The following is a 19,834-nucleotide window of genomic DNA, read 5'->3' on the forward strand; positions in this document are numbered from 1 at the left end:
CCGTTACATTCCAATTCGGCTGTGGTTTGCCGAATCGGGCTGTGATCAGCGTTACAGATGCATTGGCGATGCGGGCTAAAACGCTCTTCTGGCTTTTGCATATCCCATTCGGGTTGTGGGCCGCACGATCAGGGGAGACGCATTATGACGGACTTACCACCCAATATCTCCGGCCCGGCTTCGGGCATTATCCAGCGCGCGAAGGACATTCTTCTCAAACCTAAAGAGACATGGCCGATCATCGCCGCCGAGCCGGCGACGGTGCAATCGGTCTATGTGCCCTATGTGCTTGTGCTGGCGGCGATCGGCCCGCTCGCCGGGTTCATCGGCGGGCAGGTTTTCGGATTCACCATGCTCGGTGTGACATACCACCCGCCGCTCGTGGGCGCGCTTGTGTCGGCGGTGGTTTCTTATGGCCTGTCACTGGCGACGATCTTCATCCTCGCGTTGGTCATCGACGGCCTCGCACCGAACTTCGGCGGTCAAAAGGATCAGGTCCAGGCGCTGAAGGTCGCGGCCTATTCGGCGACTGCCGGCTGGGTCGGCGGCATCTTCGGAATATTGCCCGCGCTTGCCGTCATCGGCCTCTTGTTCGCCCTCTACGGGCTTTATCTCCTGTATCTCGGCCTGCCGGTGCTGATGAAGGCGCCAGAGGACAAGGCGTTCGGCTACACGGCGGTGGTGATCATCGTTTATATCGTACTGTTCCTGATCGTCGGCGCGGTCGTCGCGACGCTCGCCGCGCCGTCGCTCGTTACCGTCAGGTAACGGCCGCCGCGAGCTGCCCCGGTCGTGCGCCGGGGCGGCTTGCTGTGGTCAAATTGTAGAAAAATGGAGGAGAGTGAGGGATTCGAACCCTCGGTACCGTTGCCGGCACTTCGCATTTCGAGTGCGACGCTTTCGACCACTCAGCCAACTCTCCTCGCTGAGAGTGGACGCCCCTAGCGGCGGTCCGAACGTCTTGCAACCCTCTCGTCACAAAATTACGGCCCGCCGCTTGGTATCGTCACCCGATCAGGGCTTGTCGGCCTCCCACCAATAGGGCTGGCGCTTGCGCGCCCCCGTCTCGGCCTCGTTCATCGTCAGTGGATCGTAGAGCCGCCCGCCGAGCATCACGCGGTGGATTTGCTCGGTATTGCGTATATTTTCGGTCGGGTCGGCGTCGAGGATCAGCAGGTCGGCAAGCTTCCCGGCCTCGAGCGATCCGACATCCTTTGCATAGCCGAGCGAGGTGGCAGGCATGATCGTCGCGGCGCGCAGCGCGTCGATGTTGCTCCAGCCGCCGCGCACGAACGACCAGATTTCCCAATGCGCGCCGAGGCCCGATTGCTGGCCGTGCGCGCCGATCGAGACCATGCGGCCCGTCGCGGCGATCTTGCCCGCCTGACGCGCCGAATCATCGTCGACATAATCGCTCTCGGGCGCGATGACGCGGCGCTTGTTGTTCGCCGCGAGTTCGGCCGGCGGCGCGTGGCGCGACAGGATCGGATGCTCCCACACATTGGTGTGCGCACGCCAATAGGGATCGCCCGCGGGACCGCCATAGGTCACGACGAGTGTCGGGGTGTAGTCGACCTCAGTCTGCCCCCACAGCTGGACCAAATCCTTGTAGAAGATGTGGAGCGGGACATTGTGCTCGACGGTCGAATTGCCGTCCTGGATCAACGTGACGTCCTGCGTGAACAGCGACCCGCCCTCGGGCACGACGGTCATGCCCTCGACCTGCGCCGCCTTCACCACCATCTGGCGCTGGTCGCGGCGCGGCTGGTTATAGTTTTTGACGCTGTGCGCACCCTGCGCCTTCAGGCGGCGAACGTGGGCGAGCGCGTCGTCATAGCCGTTGATCTCGGCATAAACGCCGGCTGCCTTGGCGCCATAGATGACCTCGCCGGTCGAGAAGATGCGCGGGGCGAGGATCAGCCCGGCGCGTTGCATTTCGGACGAGACGAAAATCTCCGAGGCGCGCGACGAGGGATTATGGCTCGTCGTCGTGCCCATCGCGAGGTTGACGATCTCCGACCAATTCTGCTGCGGGACCAGCTCGTCGTCGCCGTGCGAGCCGTGCGCGTGGGCGTCGACGAAGCCGGGGACGATCGTCTTGCCGGTCGCATCGACGGTGACTGCGCCCGCAGGCACGGTGATCGCGCCCGCCGGGCCGACCGCGGTGATGCGATCGCCGTCGATGACGATCGCGCCATTTTCGATCACGCCGCCGTCCTTGTCGGCCATCGTCACGATCTTGGCGCCGGTGATGACGACGACGCCCTTATGCTTCGACGCCGCCTGCGTCATCGAGAGCGATACGCCGTCGGTCGGCGGTGTGAACTTGGGCGCCTTTTCGTCGACCGGCGCGCTCGTGAAGAAGCTCGCCAGATCGGCACTGAACAACGTCGCGCCGCGGCTCCAGTGGAGGCGGCGGCCGCCGTCGGACCAGTGCATATATTCGGCGCCGCTGCCAGAAACGCGCGTGACGGGCAGTGCACCACTCTTGGTGCCGAGAGAGACATCCTGTCCGCCGGGCATCAGCGGGGTGACATAGGCGTCGTAGTTCTGCCGGAACGCCAGCGTGCGGCCGTCGGGCGAGATTTCATAGTCGCTGACCAGCTCGCCGTTGGCGTGGACGCGCTTGTCCTGCCCGCGAAGGTCGGTGCTGACGAGCTGGCTCTTGCCGTCGCTCGCGGTGACCATGAAGACGCGGTCGCTGGTTGCAGCGAACTGCGGCTTGGCGCCGTCGCTGCTGATCCGTTCGGCGGTGCCGCCGCTTGCGGCGATGCGGTAGACGCCCGGATCCTCGCTCCAGCGCGCCGAGGTCAGCCCGCCGCTACCGCGCCGTTCGAACACGATCGTCTTGCCGTCGGGCGAAAAGCGCGGTTCGGCATAGTGGCCCGGGGCGGTGGTCAGCTTGCGCGAGGCGCCACCGCCCGCGCCGACGACGTGGATTTCACCCATGCCGCCGTCGGTCCAGCGCACGAAGACGAGCGATTTGCCGTCGCGCGACCAGCTGGGCCACGCTTCCATCGCATCGTCCTTCGCGCCGGTCAGCCGCCGTGCGCTGCCGCCGGTCGCGGGCTTGACCCACAGCTTGCCGAGCGTCTCGAACACGACGTTGCGCCCGTCGGGCGAGACCTCGGCCCAGCGCGGCATTTTGGTCGCGAAACTGTCGGGCGCGACTTCGACCGCCGGGTGCGTCGCATCAACGATCGTGCGGTCGTCGTTGACGCTGAACGGGATGATGCGGGCGTCGCCGCCGGCACCGCTGACGCGGCGCAGTTTGCCGCCGGACCAGAAGAGGATGTCGCGGCTGTCGGGGGTCCATGCCATGTTCGGATAGACGCCGGTGACCGCCCAGGTTTCCTGCACATCCTGATCGAGCGCGTCATAGACCTTCTTCTCGGTGCCCGAGGCGAGATCCTTCACATAGAGCTTCGACTGCGTCCCTTCGCGGCGCACGAAGGCGAGGCGTTTGCCGTCGGGCGAGGGCGTCGGACGCACCGCACCGCCGGGACCCGACGCCGCGGTGCTGACTTTGCCGTCCTCGAGGCTGTAGCGCTCGATGTGGAAGAGGTCGGTGTTGCTATCCTGCGCATATTCGAAGATCGCTCCCGGCGTGACGTTGCGCGTATAGAAGACGCTCTTGCCGTCGGCAGCGAAGATCGGCTCGCCGAGTTCCTTCTGGTGGCGCTCGTTCGGTTTCTTGACCAGCGGCACGCCCGCGCCGCCCGAGACATGGTATAACCACACCTCGCCGGTGCCGAGCGAGCGACCGGTCGTGAAATGCTTTTTGGCGACGATGAACTGGCCGTCGGGCGACCAGCTCGGCTGGTTGAGCAGGCGGAAATCTTCCTTCGAGATCTGCTTCTTGTCGCTGCCGTCGCGGTTCATCAGCCAGATATTGTCGCCGCCCGCGCGGTCGGAGACGAAGGCGATGCGCTTGCCGTCGGGCGAGAAACGCGGCTGATGCTCATAGGCGAGCCCCTCCGCGATACGCGTCGGTGTGCCGCCCTCGATCGGCATCGTGTAGATATCGCCGAGCAGATCGAAGGCGATCGTGCGGCCGTCGGGCGCGATATCGACATTCATCCAGCTGCCCTCGTCGACCGCGATCTGGACCTTGCGCGTCGCGAGGCCCGGCGGGGCGTTGACGTCCCACTTGTCGGGTTTCGCGTCGGCTGCGGGAGGAGAGGCAGGCGCGCTTTGCGCCCAGACCGAGGTTGAACAAGCCAAAGTCGCCGCGAGGGCGAGAGCGAAGCGCGCCATGAAATTATCCCCGTTTGAAATTATGTGCCGACCATATGGTTCGCTCGCGAACATGCAAGCGGCAGCTTTCGACGAAGGCGCTGGCAGGGTCGACAAGCGACTGCTAGCCCGGTCGGCAGAACATGATCGGGAGAGCAGAGCGTGCCGCTCAAGGGAATTAGGGTATTGGATTTCGGCCGCTATATTGCCGGCCCCTATTGCGCGGCGTTGCTCGCCGATTATGGCGCCGAAGTCATCCGCATCGAGGCGCCGGGGGGCAACGACGATCGCTATTCAGTGCCGGTCGCCGAAGATGGGTCGGGCGCGATGTTCATGCAGATGAACCGCGCCAAACGCTGCCTGACGCTGAAGCCCGGAAGTCCGGAGGGGCGGGAGATCGTCCGCCGGTTGGTCGAAGCCGCCGATGTCGTGATCGCGAACCTGCCGCACGATGCCCTTGTAAAACTCGGGCTCGATTACGACAGCCTGACAGCGATAAACCCGCGCATCATTCTGGCGACAGCATCGGCATTCGGCAGCGAGGGGCCGCTGGCGAGCCGCGTCGGGTTCGACGCGGTGGGACAGGCGATGTCAGGGACGGTGCATCTGACGGGCACGCCCGACCAGCCCTATCGTGCGCAGGTCAATTATGTCGATTTCGGAACAGCGCTCCACTGCGCGTTCGGCGTCATGCTCGCGCTGCGCGAGCGTGAGACGACGGGGAAGGGGCAATGCGTTTCGGGGTCGCTGCTGGGCACCGCGCTCGCGATGTCTAACGCGCTGACGATCGACCATGCGCTGAACGGCATTGATCGCCAGCCGATCGGCAATCGCGCCTTCAGCTCGGGGCCGACCGACATTTTCCGCACCCGCGACGGATGGATCATCACCCAGATTGTCGGCAATGGCATCTTCGCGCGCTGGGCCGAACTGGTCGGGCGACCCGAATTGGTGGGCGATCCGCTGTATGCGAGCGACATTCTGCGCGGCGACAATGGCGAGGAACTGAGCGCGATTATGCAGCGCTGGTGCATCGAGCGGACGAGCGAAGAGGCGATCGCTAAACTGGCCGCCGGACGGGTGCCCGCGGCGCCGGTGTTGCGGGCGGGGGAAGTGCTCGCGCAGCCGCAGGTGAAGGCGATGGGGCTGGTCGAGCCGGTCGACTATCCGGGCGCGGCTGGCGCGATGCCGGTCATCCGCGCGCCGATCCGCCTTTCGGATAGTGACAAAGCCGATCCGCAGCGTGCGCCGCAGGTCGGCGAGCATAGCGACACAATCCTCGCCGAGCTTGGCTATGACGCCGAAGCCATTTCGGCTTTGCGCGCGGCAAAGATTATTTGAGCCGGGGAGGGTGGACAAACGGCAATCGCCACTTAAGTTACCGGTCAGTATAAAAATCAGCCCAGGAGTTCTCCATGACCGATACCAGCGAATATGTGCCGCCGAAAATCTGGACCTGGGACAAGGAAAGCGGCGGGCGTTTCGCCAATATCAACCGCCCGGTCGCTGGTCCGACGCACGACAAGGAGTTGCCGGTCGGCAAGCACCCCTTGCAGCTCTATTCGCTCGGCACGCCCAATGGCGTGAAGGTCACCGTGATGCTCGAAGAACTGCTCGCGGCGGGACACGGCGGCGCCGAATATGACGCGTGGCTCATCAATATCGGCGAAGGCGACCAGTTTTCGAGCGGCTATGTGGCGGCCAATCCGAACAGCAAGATCCCCGTGCTCGTCGACCGCAGCGGCGCTGCGCCGGTCCGTATCTTCGAATCGGGCGCGATCCTGATCCATCTCGCCGAGAAATTCGGCGCCTTCCTGCCGACCGAAACCGCGAAGCGTGCCGAGGCGCTGTCGTGGCTGATGTGGCAGATGGGCAGCACGCCCTTCCTCGGCGGCGGCTTCGGCCATTTCTATGCCTATGCGCCGACGAAGCAGGAATATCCGATCAACCGCTATGCGATGGAGGTGAAGCGCCAGATGGACGTGCTCGATCGCCGCCTCGCGGAAAGCGAATATATCGCGGGGGCCGATTACACGATTGCCGACATGGCGATCTGGCCCTGGTATGGCGCGCTCGCCAAGGGGCTCGTCTATGACGCCGGCGAATTCCTGCAGGTCGATGACTATAAGAATGTCCAGCGCTGGACCGACCAGATCGCGGCGCGCCCGGCGGTCAAGCGCGGGCGGATGGTGAACCGCGTGACGGGCGATCCGGCGAGCCAGCTGCGCGAGCGGCACGACGCGTCCGACTTCGAATTGCGCACGCAGGACAAGTTGGAGGCCGCCGAATAATTCGCATTATTCGTTTGAAGGCGCCGCGCCGACATTAGCGGTTCTTCAACGATGGGCTGCGCGCCCCTAAATCAGCCCGGTTCCGGCGCCGCAAAATCCTGAAAAATACGCAAAAGCGGCGTCGGGCTCTCTCGACGCCGCTTTCATTTGTGGGCCGCCATTCTGCCGGCATGGCAGGTTCCATCCGACTTTCGCGGCGCGTCCGCAAGATTGCCCTGACAGGTCTTACCCTGGCACGCGGGGAGCGCGGCGCCGCCATCGTCGAAATGGCGCTGGTGCTGCCGCTGCTCCTCGCGTTGCTGATGGGGATATTGGTCTATGGCCAGTATTTCATGCTCGCGCATAGCGTGCAGCAGGCGGCCAACGACGGCGCCCGCGCGTCGATTATCGGGCTCGACGCGGCCGATCGCAGCGCGGTCGCGTCGCGCGCCGTCGGTCGCAGCCTGCAGGCGGTCGACGGCACGCACAGCGTTGCGGTGTCCGAAACGAGCGAGGCGATCACCGTCGCGGTGACCTTCACCGTGCCGCAGGACAGCCTCCTGCGATCAAGCTTCGTCCCGTCGCCGGGCAACGTCATCCGTTCCCGCGCGACGTTCGAATTGCCGGTGGATTGATCATGGCGATCCTGCCCCTTCTTCGCCGCCTTGTCCGCCACCGCGGCGCCAGCATCAGCATCACGACGGCGTTCGGCATGACGATGCTGATCGGGTCGGCGGCATTTGCGGTCGATCTCGGCTCGCTCTATCTCGACCGCCGCAAGTTACAGGGCATCGCCGATGCCGCGGCGATGGCGGCGGCGGGGCGGCCCGGCGAGGAGCGCGCGGCGGCGCAGCGGATCATCGCGGCGAACTGCGATTGCGGCATTCGTATCGCGGTGCTCGACCCCGGCACCTACACCGCCGATCCGTCGATCCAGGCCGAACAGCGCTTTGCCGGCGGCGGTGCCTCGCCGAACGCCGTGCGCATCACGCTGACGCGCGATCGCCCGCTGTTCTTCGGCAGTTTTCTGACGGGCCGGAAAGACAGCATCATACGTGCGACCGCGACCGGCGCACGGCGCGGTTATGCGGCCTTTTCGCTCGGGTCGCGCGTCGCGGCGGTGAACGGCGGCCTTCCCAATGCGCTGCTGTCAGGCCTGACGGGCAGCCAGGTCAATCTTTCGGTGATGGACTATAATGCGCTTGCGAGCACTGATATCGACCTGCTGGCTTTCTCCGACGCGCTGCGGACCGAACTCAACGCCGATGTGCTGACCTTTGGTCAGACGCTCGACACCCAGGCAACGTTGCCGCAAGTCGTGTCGGCGCTGGCGAGCGCGTCGGACGGACAGGCGGCGACCGCGCTCGAACATATCGCGGATCGCGTGCTGCCGCGCGCCCTGCTGCCGTCGCGTGCGATCGACATCGGCCCGCGGTCTTCAAGCATTCGGGTCGACGCGGCGAACCCGGTCAAGGTCAACGCGCTCAGCCTGCTGCGCACGATGCTGCTGCTCGGAAATGCGAATCGGCAAGTCGACCTGTCGCTGGCGGGCAACCTGCCGGGCGAATCGGGGATCAATATCGCGCTGATGATCGGCGAGCCGCCGGTGGGCTCGCCGCTAATCGCGGTGACGGACACCAATGATGTCGTTGTCCGCACCGCACAGGTGCGGCTGAAAGTCGACACGCGCGTCGAGACGCCGCTGGCCAGCGTCCATGTCCCCGTGCTCGCCGAACTGGGGTCGGCGTCGGCGCGGATCACCGACATCGATTGTCGCCCGAACAGCTCGGCCGCGGTGTCGCTCGGCGTCGTGACCTCCCCCGCGATGGTGGCGATCGGAACGGTGCCCGTCAGCGATTTTCAGGACATGAAGCGTCCGCTGGATCCGGGGCCGGCGCGCGTCGTCACCTTGCCGCTCGTCAGCGTCGATGCGGAGGCCGAACTCATCCTGTCGGACCTCAATGAAAAGCCGGTCGCATTTTCGCGCGCCGAGATCGACGACGGCAAGGTGAAGACGGTGTCGAGCACGGGGCTGGTCGCGGGCGCCGCGAAATCGCTTTCCGATCGGATGGACCTTGACGTCAACGTCCTCGGGCTCGGCCTGAACCTGAAGCCGCTGACGACGGTGATCGGCGAGACGGTGGCGCTGGCTGCGCCCGTGCTCGACACCCTGTTGTCGGACCTCACCGGCCTGCTCGGGGTGCATGTCGGGCAAGCCGATACAAGGGTCAACGCGCTGCGCTGCGGCAAGGCGCGGCTGGTCTGATCACTCGCGCAATGGCGCCGTTCCGGACACGACAGCCCGCCGATTGATCCCTTCCCGACCCAAAGCAGGCCGGCGCCGGGCTATAGGGAACGGGGATTGACCGGTTTTCAGGGGGATATGGTGGCAACGGCACAGGAACCACAGCGTGTATCGGCGGCCGATTTCATCCGCGGCTTCGCCAATTGGCGATTGCAGTCGGCGCGCAAGCCCGTCGTCGTGACGCATCACGGCAAGGACGCGCATGTGCTGATTTCGCTCGACGACTACCGCCGTCTTGATGGCGACGTGGCGAAGGAGGTCGCGGCGGCATCCGACATATTGCAGTCCTCGCTTGCCGGTCTCGTGGAATCGGTCCGCGACGGCGTGATCCTGATCGACCGGCAACGGCGTGTCGCCGCGCTCAACCCCGCGGCATCGGACATGCTCGAGATCGCGGCCGCCAGTCTGGTTGGGGAGGAGCTGATGGCCGCGGTGCCGGGCCTGAGGGACAGCCTGATCTTTCATCACATCAACCGGCTGCTCGACCATCGCGAGCGGTTTTCGGGCGACGTCCCAGGCGTGCTTCGCCCGCGCCAATGGCTGCATGTCGACCTCATTCCTTTGCCGGTCGGCGGTGCGATCGTCCTGCGCGATGTCAGCGACGCGATCGAGGGCTTCGCCGCCGGCGACATGCGGCAGGCGATGCTCGATGCGGTCGAGATCGATGGCGGCATCGGCCACGCCCGCATCTCGGTGCGCGAAACGGTCGAGGCAGCGAACGCAATGCTGACCGACCTGCTCGGGGTAGATGCGGCGGCGGTCCGGCGGGTCCGCTTTTCGGCGCTGCTCGCGGTCGGGCAGCGGTCGGCCTTCGTCGAGGCGCTCGAATCGGTCTTTCGGTCGGGCGCCCCCGCACGTATCGCATCGCAGATGGTGACGCGTGACGGCTCGGTCGTCGACGTCGCCCTGACGATAGCCGAAGTCCGCGGCCTTTATGCCAGCGACGGCGCGGTGGTGCTCGTCACGCGCTAACCCCGCTAGAACCAGCATCCGCGTTCGATAGCCGCGATGCCGAGGGGCTCTGCGCGTGCTGGACAAGCCGGGATGTTAAGCGCAATCATTGGGGGAAGGAAGGTTGCAAGCGACAACTTTCCGTTTACGTAAAGGTGAGCGCTCAATATAAGGGCCGCCATTGCCCAATGGGAGATTCGTGATGGACATGGAATTCAGCCCCGAGGATCTGGCCTTCCAACAGGAAGTTCGCCAGTTCATCGCCGAAAATTACCCCGCCGACCTGCGCGACAAGCAGGATGAAGGCGAAGAAATGTCCAAGGAGGATTTCCTCGCCTGGCACAAGATCCTGTACAAAAAGGGCTGGATCGCGCCCGCATGGCCGGTCGAATATGGCGGCACCGGCTGGACCCCGACGCAGCGTTTCATCTGGTCGGAGGAAACCGCGCGCGCCGATTGCATTCGCCTGATGCCCTTCGGCCTCGCGATGGTCGGCCCGGTGATCTACACCTTCGGCACCCCCGAACAGAAGGCTCATTTCCTGCCGCGCATCCTGTCGGGCGAGGATTGGTGGTGCCAAGGTTATTCGGAACCCGGCTCGGGCTCCGACCTTGCCTCGCTCCGTACCACGGCCGTCGCCGATGGCGATGATTATCTCGTCAACGGGCAGAAGACGTGGACGACGCTGGCGCAGCACGCCGACTGGGGCTTCTTCCTTGTCCGCACCGACAAGGAAGCGAAACAGCAGGAAGGCATCAGCTTCCTCCTGATTGACATGAAATCGCCCGGCATCACCGTGCGCCCGATCATCACATTGGGCGGCGAGCATGAAGTCAACGAAGTGTGGCTCGAAGACGTCCGCGTGCCGCAATCACAGCGCGTTTACGATGAGAATAAGGGCTGGACCTGCGCCAAGTTCCTGCTCGCGCACGAACGCACCGGCATCGCCGGCGTCGCCGCTTCGAAGCGTGGGATCGAGAAGGTGAAGGCGATCGCCCGCACCGAACTCGACGGGGACAAGCCGCTGCTCGCCAACGCCTTCTTCAAGCGCAAGGTCGCCGAGCTGGAAGTCGATCTGGCCGCGCTCGAATTCACCGAACTGCGCAGCCTTGCCGGCCCGAATGCCAATCGCGGCCCGGGGCCGGAATCGAGCCTGCTCAAGATTAAGGGGTCGGAGATCCAGCAGCGGCTGACCGAGCTGACGCTCGAAGCGGTCGGCCATTATGGCGCGCCCTATTTCCGCGGTTTCGGCGAAGGCGACAACGAGCATCCGATCGGGCCTGATTACGCGCACCGCGCCGCGCCGACCTATTTCAACATGCGCAAGACGACGATCTATGGCGGGTCGAACGAGATTCAGCGCAACATCATCGCGAAGATGGTTTTGGGTCTCTGACCCGAAACCACCCCGGACCTGATCCGGGGTCCCTGGCGGCCTTTGGGGCCGTATGCGGCAAATGGGCCCCGGCTTTCGCCGGGGAACAACGAAAGAGACAATAATGGATTTCACCTACACCGAAACGCAGGACATGATCCGCGACACGCTCGCCCGCTTCCTTGGCGATACCTATGATTTCGAAACGCGCCAGAAGTTCATCAATAGCGACACTGGCCGCGACCCTGCGATCTGGACCGCGCTCGCGCAGGAGCTCGGCATGCTTGGCGCGCCTTTTGCCGAAGAGCATGGCGGCCTCGGCGGCGGCGCACTCGAAAACGCGATCGTGATGGAGGAGCTCGGCAAGGTCATTGGGATCGAACCCTACCTGCCGACCGTCGTCATCGCGGGCGGCGCGCTCAAGGCTGTCGGCGGCGCGCAGGCCGATGCGATGATCCCCGAGATCATCGCGGGCAATGCGATCGTCGCCTTCGCCTATGCAGAGCCGCAGGGCCGCTACGACCTTGCGAACCTGCGCACCACCGCGAAGAAGGATGGCGCAGGCTATGTACTGAGCGGACATAAATCGGTCGTCTATGCTGCGCCCTGGGCGACGCATCTGCTCGTCACCGCGCGCACCGGCGGCAATGCGCGCGACCGCGACGGCGTGTCGCTGTTCCTGATCGACGCCAATCTTCCGGGCATCGTCCGCCGCGACTACCCGACCGTCGATGGCAGCCGCGCGTCGGAAATCTATTTCGAGAATGTCGCGATCCCGGGCGATGCGTTGCTCGGCGGCGAAGGCACCGGCCTGCCGCTGGTCGAACAGATCGTCGACGAAGCGACGGTTGCGGTCTGCGCCGAAGCGACCGGCGTGATGCAGAAACTGCACGAAGGTACGCTCGAATATACCCAGCAGCGCAAGCAGTTCGGCGTTCCAATCGCGAAGTTCCAGGTGCTCCAGCACCGCATGGTCGACATGTTCATGGAAGTCGAACAGGCACGCTCGATGACGATCATGGGCACGTTGAAGCTGAACCTGCCTGCGAACGAGCGCATGGCCGCAGTCTCGGCGGTGAAGGCAAAGGTAGCGCGTGGCGCCAATTTCGTGGGCCAGAACGCGATCCAGACGCATGGCGGTATCGGCATCACGCAGGAACTCGCCATAGGCCATTATTTCAAGCGCGCGACGATGATCGAAGGCCAGTTCGGCAGCGCCGACCATCATATGGACCGCTACGAGCGGATCACGCTGGCAGGCTGATTTCGCGAGCGCCGTCGGCGCTCGCCTCAATAGGCGACGTCGACGGCGATCCGGAGCGTGCGCGGGCGTAGTGGCGTGAGGAATCCCTCATTGCCTTCGAGGAACGGCGTTCCGAGCGAGAAGCGGTTGCCGCGTGAATCGAACAGATTGGTGAGTGTCAGCGACAGGCCGCGGCGTGCATTGCCGACGCGCATCGCAACCCCCGTGTCGATATAGTCGCCCTGGCTTTCGCCAAGCACCGGTCCGATCCCGAGCCGCGACGGGCCGATATAATTGGCCCAGCCGTTCACGCGGAAATCCTCGTCGCCGATCATGGTCGCGTAGTTGACCGATCCGCGCACCGCATGGCTCGCGACATTCGGAATGCGTCCGAGGCGGCCCGGCGCGGCATCGTACACCGGCAGGATCTGCGGCGCGAGATCGTCGACGCGGCTATGGTTGTAAACCGCGCCAAGTTCGAAGGTCAGCGCGGCGGTTGGCCGCATCGCGACCGCGCCCGATAGGCTGGTGATGCGGCCGTCACCGATATTGGCGGTGGTCGGGAAACCGGTGCTGTCGATGAAATCGGCCTGGATGTTGCGCCAGCGGCTGTGCGAGATCGAAATGCTGGCGTCGAGCAGGTTCTGCCCCTTGTCGCCGAAGCGCATGCCGGCTTCCCATGTGCGGACCTGGTCGTTGAGGAAGCGCCGTACAAAATTGCCATCGACCGCGAGCCCGCCGGGGCGAAAACCTTCCTGATAGCGCGCATAGAGCCGGACATTATGGAGCGGCGTTGCGAGCAGCGAGAAGGACGGCAGCAGGTCGGTTTCTTTGCGTGATGCTGTCGTCGCACGGTTGGCCTGCGCGAGGGCATAGGAGACACCCTCAGCGGCGCCGCCCAGTTTGGCGTGCGACAGGCGGACGCCGCCCGATGCGATCAGGTCGGGCATCACCTCGACGGTCGCCTCGGCATAGCCGGTGAATTCGGTGATCTTGTTGGTCACACCGGGCAGGGTCGCGCGAAGCGGGCCATAGCCATACTCACGGTCCTGCCGCGCGCGATTGTCGATGAAGCTTGCGCCGATCACCCAGCCGAGGCCATCGCGATAGGGGCGCGACAGGCGGTTTTCGCTGACGAACATGCGCGTCGCATTATGCTGGTCGAGCACGCGCGGAACATCGTTCAGCGGAATGACCTGGACCGGCGCGAACAGGCGTTCGACATCGACGGCTCCAACCGAAGGAGGCGCTGGAATGCCGCCGCTGGACATATCGGTTCCTCGCCGCGCTTCGGGCAGGCTGGCGTCGAAGCGTTCGAACAGCCGGTGATCGATATAGGCATTGGACGACTGGAAATGCAGATCATCCCAATCCTTCATCACAACGACGGTGCCCATGCCGTAGCGCGCGGTTGCATTCTGCTCGACCATCGAATTACGGGTGAGCGGTGCGCCATCCTTGTCGGCATATTGCGCGTCGTCGGAGGTGATCGCCTGATAGACGCCGCCCAGATCGATCGTCCAGTCGTCGCCCGCCTCGAACCGGAAGGTCCCGCGCCCGCCGCGCACATGGACGCGGTTGACGTCGTTCTGCCCGCGCAGCGGATTGTCGATATAGCCGCCGTCGGTGAGCATATAGCCGACAAGGCGCAGCGCGTGGCCGTTGTCGCTGACGGGGATGTTGGCGATCGCGGCAATATCCCCGCCGGGGTCGCCATGCTGGGTGATCGACAGTCCGGCGATCGCCTGGACCGTCATTTCGCGCGGATCGGGGGCCTTCGGGATGACACGGATGATCCCGCCGAGCGACCCGGCGCCATAAAGCGTGCCCTGTGGCCCTTCGAGGATTTCGACATTGTCGATGTCGTAGAGGCGCAGGTCCGGGTCGGGCGCATTATAGCTGAGCCGGATATCGCCGAGATACTGGCCGACGGTCGATTGCGTCGGGCCGGTGAAGCTTGAATCGGCGATACCGCGAATGAACAGCTTGTTGCGCCCCGAACCCAGATGGGTCGAGGAGACGGTTGCGGTTCGCGAGAGGATCGAATCCATCCCGCGCTCGCCGCCAAACGCCAAATCGCCGCCATCCAATTTGGTGACGACGCCGGCGAAGTGCGAAAGGGGCAAATCGGTCTTCGACGCGGTGACGATGATTTCGTCTTGCGCCGCCGCGACCGCATCTTGCGATGGTTCGCGTGCCCTTGGCTGCGGTGCGTGTCGCGGTGCCGGTGCCGCCCGCGCGACACGGACGGGGGCAGGGCGACGCTCGATACGCCAGCTCGTCGCGCTGACCCGCACGGCGCGTGCGTCGGACCCAGCGAGCAGGCGGCGGATCGCTTCTTCGACGCTCATCCGCCCGCGCACCGATTTGACGCGGCCTTGCCAGAGTTTCGCATCGCCGACGCTGATACTAACCCCGGCCTGCCGGCTGATCACCGGCAGCGCGGTCGACAGACTGCCTTTGGGTACGTCGAAGGCGCGCTCCTCTGCCGCCTGAACCTGCGCGGGCAGGCATAGCGCAATCGCTGCTGCGGCAAGGGAAAGGCGCGGGTGCATGGTCAGCGGGTCAATATCCAGCCATCGCCTTGCCGCTCGGCCTTGGTTCCCGACAGCGCGGCAAGATCGGCGATCGTGCGGTTCCGGTTCTTGTCGATGATCAACGCGCCGCGGAACGACAGGTCGCTTGCATCGGGCGCGATGCTCACCTGCATCCCGGCGGTCCGTTTCAGATCGTCGGCGACAACGGCGAGCGGAGTGCCGTTGTAGACGAGCAGGCCGCTGCGCCAGCCGCCGATGCTGGCCACGTCGACATCCTGAACGACCGGCGGCTGACGGTCGCCATCGCGCGTTTCGATGCCCTTGCCGGCAACGAGGCGGACCTTGTCGCGGTCGGGGTTATAGAGGACGATGCCTTCGGACACCGCGACCGACGTCTGACGGTCGCGGCGCACGACGTTGAAGGCGGTGCCGAGGTCGACGATCTTCGCGTCGCCCGTCTCGACCACGAACGGGTCGTTGTCGCGGTGGACGACATGGAACATCGCCTCGCCCGATTCCAGCCGGGCAAAACGCGGGCGATTCTTGTCGATCTCGATCACCGAGGCACCGTTGACCTCGATCTTCGACCCGTCGGCGAGGGCGATCGTGCGATGCTCGCCAGCCTTGGTTTCGATCCGGCCTTCGTTTCCGAACAGGCCGAGGCCCGACAGGCTGATCGCGCCGACCAGCGCCGCGGCCATTGCCCCGCCAAACCAGGCGCGCCGCGACGCGCGGCGCGGCGCACCGGGCACAATCACGACCGATGGCTTGGGCGCCGCGGGCAGGGCGTCGAGATCGCGGTCCAGGCTCGCGACCGCGTCGTAGATCGCATTGTGCGCCGGATCCTCGGCAAGCCAGTCGGCAAAGCCGTCCCAGTCGTCGAAAGCGGGGTCGCGCTGGCGGATCAGCCAGTCGATCGCGCGCGCTTCGGCGTTTGTCGCGTCAGCTTGCATCGAACTGCCTCCGGATCACGGTGAGCGCCGCATAGACCTTGCGCAGATCGGCTTCGACGGTGCTCAGGCTGACCCCCATTTCACTGGCGATATCGCGTTGATTCTGGCCGTCGACGCGGAACCGGCGGAAGATGCGTGCCGGCCGCTCGCCGGTCGCGGTGATCGCCGTTTCGACGAGCGCGAGTTGTTCGCGCGAGATCAACGAGGTTTCGGTCGAGGGGCTTTGCGTCGCGGAGGCTTCGCCCCATGCCTTGTCGCGCAGGTCGCTCTGGCGCGCCGACCGATAGCGGTCGAGCATCAGATTGTTGGCGGCGCGCATGATATAGGGCAGTGGCTCGGCGACGGGCCCAGTTTTGCGGTCGGTCAACCGCATCCACAGATCCTGGAACAAATCCTCGGCACCGTCGCCCGCGCCGCGCACTTCCAGAAAGCGGACGATACGATCCCGGTTGGCGAGCAATACGCCTTCGATGCCTTGGGCGGCGTCGGTTCGATCACGCGACTCGGTCATGGATTGCTTGCTTTGGAACGCCATCTTCTGTTGGAAAGCGCCGCTTCGCCCTGCGCCATACCTCCCCCTGATGACGCCGTCATATAGCGCCATTGCCGAACCGCGCAACAGCGGCGGAAAATGTGGGGCGGTGGCGAGTGCAAGCATCGTTTTCTTCGTTCATTTCTGCCTAGGCAAGGGGGAAGCGTGGGTAGGGGTTACGCTTCCCCCTTGCGGGCGGGGCCGGCCGGGGGGCTAGAGGCCGACCCGCAGACTCGCACGGAACGCCCAGCCGATATGGCTTTGCTGTTCTTCCGCGGACACTTCGCCGGCGACCTGGAAGGCCGAATTTCCGGCGATGCCACGGAAACGGCCGACCCAGCCGCTCGTGCGATCATCAGGGGTGAGGGTGAAGGGCGTGCCGTTCTTGAACGACGCGGTCGTTGCGCCCAGCGTGCCGCTGACGATCTGGCGGCGGCCGCCTTCGAGTTCGAAGCGCGTCCAACCATCATATTCGTCGGCACCGCCGAAATCGAGGCCGATGGCAACGGTGCCCGACACAGCCAGTTCGTCGCTGTCGCGGCTCAGCACCTTGAGGTCGAGCGCGTCGCCGCCGCCGGTTTCCTGATAACCGTCTTCTTTCAGCTTGAAGTAATCGACGGCGACCATCGGGCGGATCGTCAGGCCGCCGGCACGCGCGTCATAGGCGAGCGAACCCGAAGCCGACCACAAGGTGGCATCCCACTTGCCCTTCATCGTCTTTTCGATGTCATCGGCGCCAGCTTCGGCGCGGAAGATGCGCGTGCCCTTCAGGCTGATCGGCGCGCCCGAAACACGGGCGTTCGCCATGAAGCCGTCCGAACGCAGGCGCCAGTGCAGCGCGCCTTCGAACTGGCTGGTGCTGACTTCATTGGCGTTGCTGCCATTGCCGTCCTTGCCGTTGAGAAAGGCAATCGAGCCGCCGAAGTTGCCGAGGTCGGTCTTGATTTCGGCGCCGCCCGAAATGCCCCAACCGCTGACGTCATAGCTTGCGGTGTCACCGACGCTCTTCGATGTGCCCCAAACGGCCTGGTTGACCCAATAGCCCCATTTGCCTTCGTCCTGGAACGGCGCGTTGGGATCCTGGAGGTAGCGCGACAGCGCGCGCGAGCCCGAGGTGACGGTTTCGAAGACGCCGCCTTCATGCTCGGGGAGCATCTGGCCGAGCTGGCCCCGGAACTGGGCGCCGTCAGTGATGCCGAGGAAGACGTCCTCGATCTTCTGATCGGCGATCACCGCGTCGAGCACCGCGTCGAACGCGCCGGCTTCCGAGCGGTTGAGCCCGAGTTCGGTCACCGACTTGCGCGAGACATCGACGATCAGCTGGGTCGCGTTCGACGTCAGTGTACCCTTGTAGAGGAAGGGCAGCAGCGTCTGTGACGCGGTCAGGTTGCTCGCACCGGTCAACGACCCGGCGGTCAGCACGATATGCTTGCCCTCGGCCTTCTCGATGCTCGACAGCTTGAGCGCGAGTTTCGATTCGGCGCCGAAGCTGGCGTTGCCGGTGACCTGAAGATTGGTCCCGGTGGTGCCGGTATCGAGCATCACGCCGAGCGTTCCCTTTTCGGTGACGGCGAGCGACGAGATCGTCGCGGCGCCGCCGACGTCGAAGGTGCCGCCCGCGACCGAAACCGCCAGGCCCTGCGAATTGGCGAGCGTGCCCGAGAAGATCGAGCTACCGCCGATCGTCAGCGTATCGGCGCCGCCGCCAAAGTCCGCGAGACCGGTAAACTTCGACGTTCCGACCAGCGTCATCGCGTCATTGCCCGCGCCGAAGCGGGCGTTGCCGGCATAGGTCGCGTCGCCCGACAGCGCGAGCTTGTTATTGCCGGCGCCGAAGAAGCTGTTCCCCTTCACCGAGCCATCGGCGATATCGAACACATCGTTGCCGCCGCCGAAGCGGACGTCGCCGACGATGCTGGGCGCGGTGATGCCCGCAGCGACTGCGGTCTGCTTGACGGTCGCGCCGGTCGCGTTCGCCGACAGGTCGATCGCGATGTTGCGGTCGGAGGAGGCGAGTGCGCCCGTGGCGCTGATCGTGCCGCTGTTTTCGACGGTGCCGACCTTGCCCGACAGATCGACTATGGCGCGCGCTGTGCCATTGTCACCGCCGGTCTTCGCCGTGATCGAACCGCTGTTGCGGATCAGCGGGACGTCGCCGCCGGCTTCGACCAGAACAGCCGTTGCGACAGCGCTCGCGGCCTTACCCCCGGTCGTTGCTTCGATCTTGCCGGCGTTGCGGATTTCCGGGGTTGTGGCGCCACTGCCGATGCGAATAGCCGTCGCTGCGCTATCCACCGACAACGCCGTCACGCTGCCGGTCGCGCCGATGCCGATGCCGCCCGCGATGGTGACCGCGCCGCCGAGGCCGCCGATCTGGATGCCGTTGCCGTCCTTGCCGGCGTAGAGGCCGTTGCCGAGCACGGCGCCATCGATGATCAGACCGAGGCCGGTGCCCGTTCCGGCAACCGGGCCGATCGTGACCGCGCGGTCGGCCGAGCCGATGCGGATCGCGGCGGCCGAACCGAAGGAGCGCACGACGGCGTTTCCTTCCTTGTCGTCTTCGATGCCGTCCTTGTCCTCGTCCTTGTCGTCGGGCTTCGTGTCCTTGGGCGCGACGGCGAGGATGATGCCGCCGGTGACATTGCCCTCGATCGACAACGCGTTGCCGCCGGTCAGCAGGTCATCGGCGTCGAGCTTCGAGGGATCGGCAGGCGGCGTCGTGAAGCGATAGCCGGTGGCGGTGAGGCTGCCCTGGACAACCAATGCGCCGGTGACGTTGCCGGCAACCCGTGCGCCGATTGCATCGACGCCCTGTGCCGAAATCGTGCCGGCAAGGCGGACGTTGCCAGTCACGTCCTGCAGGCCCACGCCAAGCGCGCGGTCGCCGACGACGCTAATGCTGCCGTCGTTGGTGAAATTGCCGGTCAGCGGCCCGCCGAGGCGGATGCCCGCCGAATTATTGCCCTCGATCGCGATCGCGCCCGAATTGACGATATTGCCGGTAAAGGCGCCCGCGGTCGCGATGCCGACGCGGTTGTTGCCGATGGCGAACGCGCCGTCGATGTCGCCGTCATTGTCGATGTCGGTCGGGGCATAGGTTTCGCCGATGGTGATCTTGCCGCTCGCGCTGTTCGTGATCCCGCCGGACGTGCCGGCACCCGCAAGAATGCCCGTTGCGCTGTCGACGTTGCTGAACTCGATCGTGCCTTCGTTGACGACCTTGTGGTTGCTGTCGATGGTGACGGCAGGGCCGGTGACCGTCGGCTTGATCGAGCCCGCCGCGACGATCTTGATATCGTCGGCGGCGCCCGATTTGATCGTCGACGTGCGCACCGGTGCCGTGGTGGCAGTGCTGATCGTCGTTTCGGCATGGGCGGCGGTCGAAAGGAGGGTGGCCAGGCAGGTGGAGGCCAGCAAAGTTTTGCGCATCGG

The 19,834-nt window shown here is 65.1% G+C and carries 13 protein-coding genes and 1 tRNA gene; 8 read left to right on the forward strand and 6 right to left on the reverse strand.

The genetic code is table 11. The features are described from left to right. The first annotated feature begins 144 nt into the window (after positions 1-144). The gene (locus V8J55_RS12855) at positions 145-768 is read left to right on the forward strand and encodes a Yip1 family protein (RefSeq protein WP_336446037.1); all 624 of its coding nucleotides are present in this window, start codon (positions 145-147) and stop codon (positions 766-768) included. Positions 769-832: 64 nt separating this feature from the next. On the opposite strand, the gene V8J55_RS12860 is transcribed toward V8J55_RS12855, so the two are convergent. Then, a tRNA-Ser gene (locus tag V8J55_RS12860) sits at positions 833-922 on the reverse strand. A gap of 92 nt (positions 923-1,014) precedes the next feature. Continuing rightward, positions 1,015-4,257, reverse strand: coding sequence for an amidohydrolase family protein (locus tag V8J55_RS12865; RefSeq protein ID WP_336446038.1), 3,243 nt, complete (start codon positions 4,255-4,257; stop codon positions 1,015-1,017). Positions 4,258-4,398: 141 nt separating this feature from the next. On the opposite strand from V8J55_RS12865, the gene V8J55_RS12870 reads away from it, so the two are divergent. From V8J55_RS12870 to V8J55_RS12900, 7 genes are all read left to right on the forward strand, one after another. Continuing rightward, entirely contained in the window at positions 4,399-5,577 is a 1,179-nt protein-coding gene (locus V8J55_RS12870; protein WP_336446039.1) for a CaiB/BaiF CoA transferase family protein, read from the forward strand. Between the two features lie 74 nt (positions 5,578-5,651). Beyond that, on the forward strand, positions 5,652-6,527 hold the full coding sequence (yghU, locus tag V8J55_RS12875) for a glutathione-dependent disulfide-bond oxidoreductase (RefSeq protein ID WP_336446040.1): 876 nt from the start codon (positions 5,652-5,654) through the stop codon (positions 6,525-6,527). Between the two features lie 170 nt (positions 6,528-6,697). Next, complete coding sequence (locus tag V8J55_RS12880) at positions 6,698-7,141, forward strand: TadE/TadG family type IV pilus assembly protein (protein WP_336446041.1); 444 nt, start codon at positions 6,698-6,700, stop codon at positions 7,139-7,141. A 2-nt stretch (positions 7,142-7,143) separates the two neighbouring features. After that, positions 7,144-8,772 (forward strand): TadG family pilus assembly protein, encoded by a 1,629-nt coding sequence (locus V8J55_RS12885; protein WP_336446042.1) that lies wholly within the window; start codon positions 7,144-7,146, stop codon positions 8,770-8,772. Positions 8,773-8,868: 96 nt separating this feature from the next. Beyond that, on the forward strand, positions 8,869-9,783 hold the full coding sequence (locus V8J55_RS12890; protein ID WP_336446043.1) for a PAS domain-containing protein: 915 nt from the start codon (positions 8,869-8,871) through the stop codon (positions 9,781-9,783). Positions 9,784-9,964: 181 nt separating this feature from the next. Then, positions 9,965-11,158 (forward strand): acyl-CoA dehydrogenase family protein, encoded by a 1,194-nt coding sequence (locus tag V8J55_RS12895; protein ID WP_336446044.1) that lies wholly within the window; start codon positions 9,965-9,967, stop codon positions 11,156-11,158. 103 nt (positions 11,159-11,261) lie between these two features. Further along, complete coding sequence (locus V8J55_RS12900; protein ID WP_336446045.1) at positions 11,262-12,401, forward strand: acyl-CoA dehydrogenase family protein; 1,140 nt, start codon at positions 11,262-11,264, stop codon at positions 12,399-12,401. A 26-nt stretch (positions 12,402-12,427) separates the two neighbouring features. Here the strand turns inward: V8J55_RS12900 and V8J55_RS12905 are convergent, their stop codons facing one another. From V8J55_RS12905 to V8J55_RS12920, 4 genes are all read right to left on the reverse strand, one after another. Next, positions 12,428-14,935: a TonB-dependent receptor gene (locus tag V8J55_RS12905; RefSeq protein ID WP_336446046.1), complete on the reverse strand. Its 2,508-nt coding sequence runs from the start codon at positions 14,933-14,935 to the stop codon at positions 12,428-12,430. A 2-nt stretch (positions 14,936-14,937) separates the two neighbouring features. Then, a complete protein-coding gene (locus V8J55_RS12910; RefSeq protein WP_336446047.1) occupies positions 14,938-15,870 on the reverse strand; it encodes a FecR family protein in 933 nt (310 codons plus the stop codon). After that, positions 15,860-16,381, reverse strand: a complete 522-nt coding sequence (locus tag V8J55_RS12915; RefSeq protein ID WP_336446048.1) for a sigma-70 family RNA polymerase sigma factor — start codon at positions 16,379-16,381, stop codon at positions 15,860-15,862. Before V8J55_RS12915 ends, V8J55_RS12910 begins: the two co-directional genes overlap by 11 nt. Before the next feature lie 234 nt (positions 16,382-16,615). Next, positions 16,616-19,831: an autotransporter outer membrane beta-barrel domain-containing protein gene (locus tag V8J55_RS12920; protein WP_336446049.1), complete on the reverse strand. Its 3,216-nt coding sequence runs from the start codon at positions 19,829-19,831 to the stop codon at positions 16,616-16,618. Positions 19,832-19,834 lie beyond the last annotated feature (3 nt).

It is taken from the genome of Sphingopyxis sp. CCNWLW2, from assembly GCF_037095755.1.
In the GTDB taxonomy this organism is placed as follows: domain Bacteria; phylum Pseudomonadota; class Alphaproteobacteria; order Sphingomonadales; family Sphingomonadaceae; genus Sphingopyxis.

What these genes read in the sequence shown, in the direction of transcription:
- V8J55_RS12855 (WP_336446037.1), top strand. Translation starts at nt 145, where the DNA reads ATGACGGACTTACCACCCAATATCTCCGGCCCGGCTTCGGGCATTATC.
- V8J55_RS12865 (WP_336446038.1), bottom strand. Translation starts at nt 4,257, where the DNA reads ATGGCGCGCTTCGCTCTCGCCCTCGCGGCGACTTTGGCTTGTTCAACC.
- yghU (WP_336446040.1), top strand. Translation starts at nt 5,652, where the DNA reads ATGACCGATACCAGCGAATATGTGCCGCCGAAAATCTGGACCTGGGAC.
- V8J55_RS12880 (WP_336446041.1), top strand. Translation starts at nt 6,698, where the DNA reads ATGGCAGGTTCCATCCGACTTTCGCGGCGCGTCCGCAAGATTGCCCTG.
- V8J55_RS12885 (WP_336446042.1), top strand. Translation starts at nt 7,144, where the DNA reads ATGGCGATCCTGCCCCTTCTTCGCCGCCTTGTCCGCCACCGCGGCGCC.
- V8J55_RS12895 (WP_336446044.1), top strand. Translation starts at nt 9,965, where the DNA reads ATGGACATGGAATTCAGCCCCGAGGATCTGGCCTTCCAACAGGAAGTT.
- V8J55_RS12900 (WP_336446045.1), top strand. Translation starts at nt 11,262, where the DNA reads ATGGATTTCACCTACACCGAAACGCAGGACATGATCCGCGACACGCTC.
- V8J55_RS12905 (WP_336446046.1), bottom strand. Translation starts at nt 14,935, where the DNA reads ATGCACCCGCGCCTTTCCCTTGCCGCAGCAGCGATTGCGCTATGCCTG.
- V8J55_RS12910 (WP_336446047.1), bottom strand. Translation starts at nt 15,870, where the DNA reads ATGCAAGCTGACGCGACAAACGCCGAAGCGCGCGCGATCGACTGGCTG.
- V8J55_RS12915 (WP_336446048.1), bottom strand. Translation starts at nt 16,381, where the DNA reads ATGACCGAGTCGCGTGATCGAACCGACGCCGCCCAAGGCATCGAAGGC.
- V8J55_RS12920 (WP_336446049.1), bottom strand. Translation starts at nt 19,831, where the DNA reads ATGCGCAAAACTTTGCTGGCCTCCACCTGCCTGGCCACCCTCCTTTCG.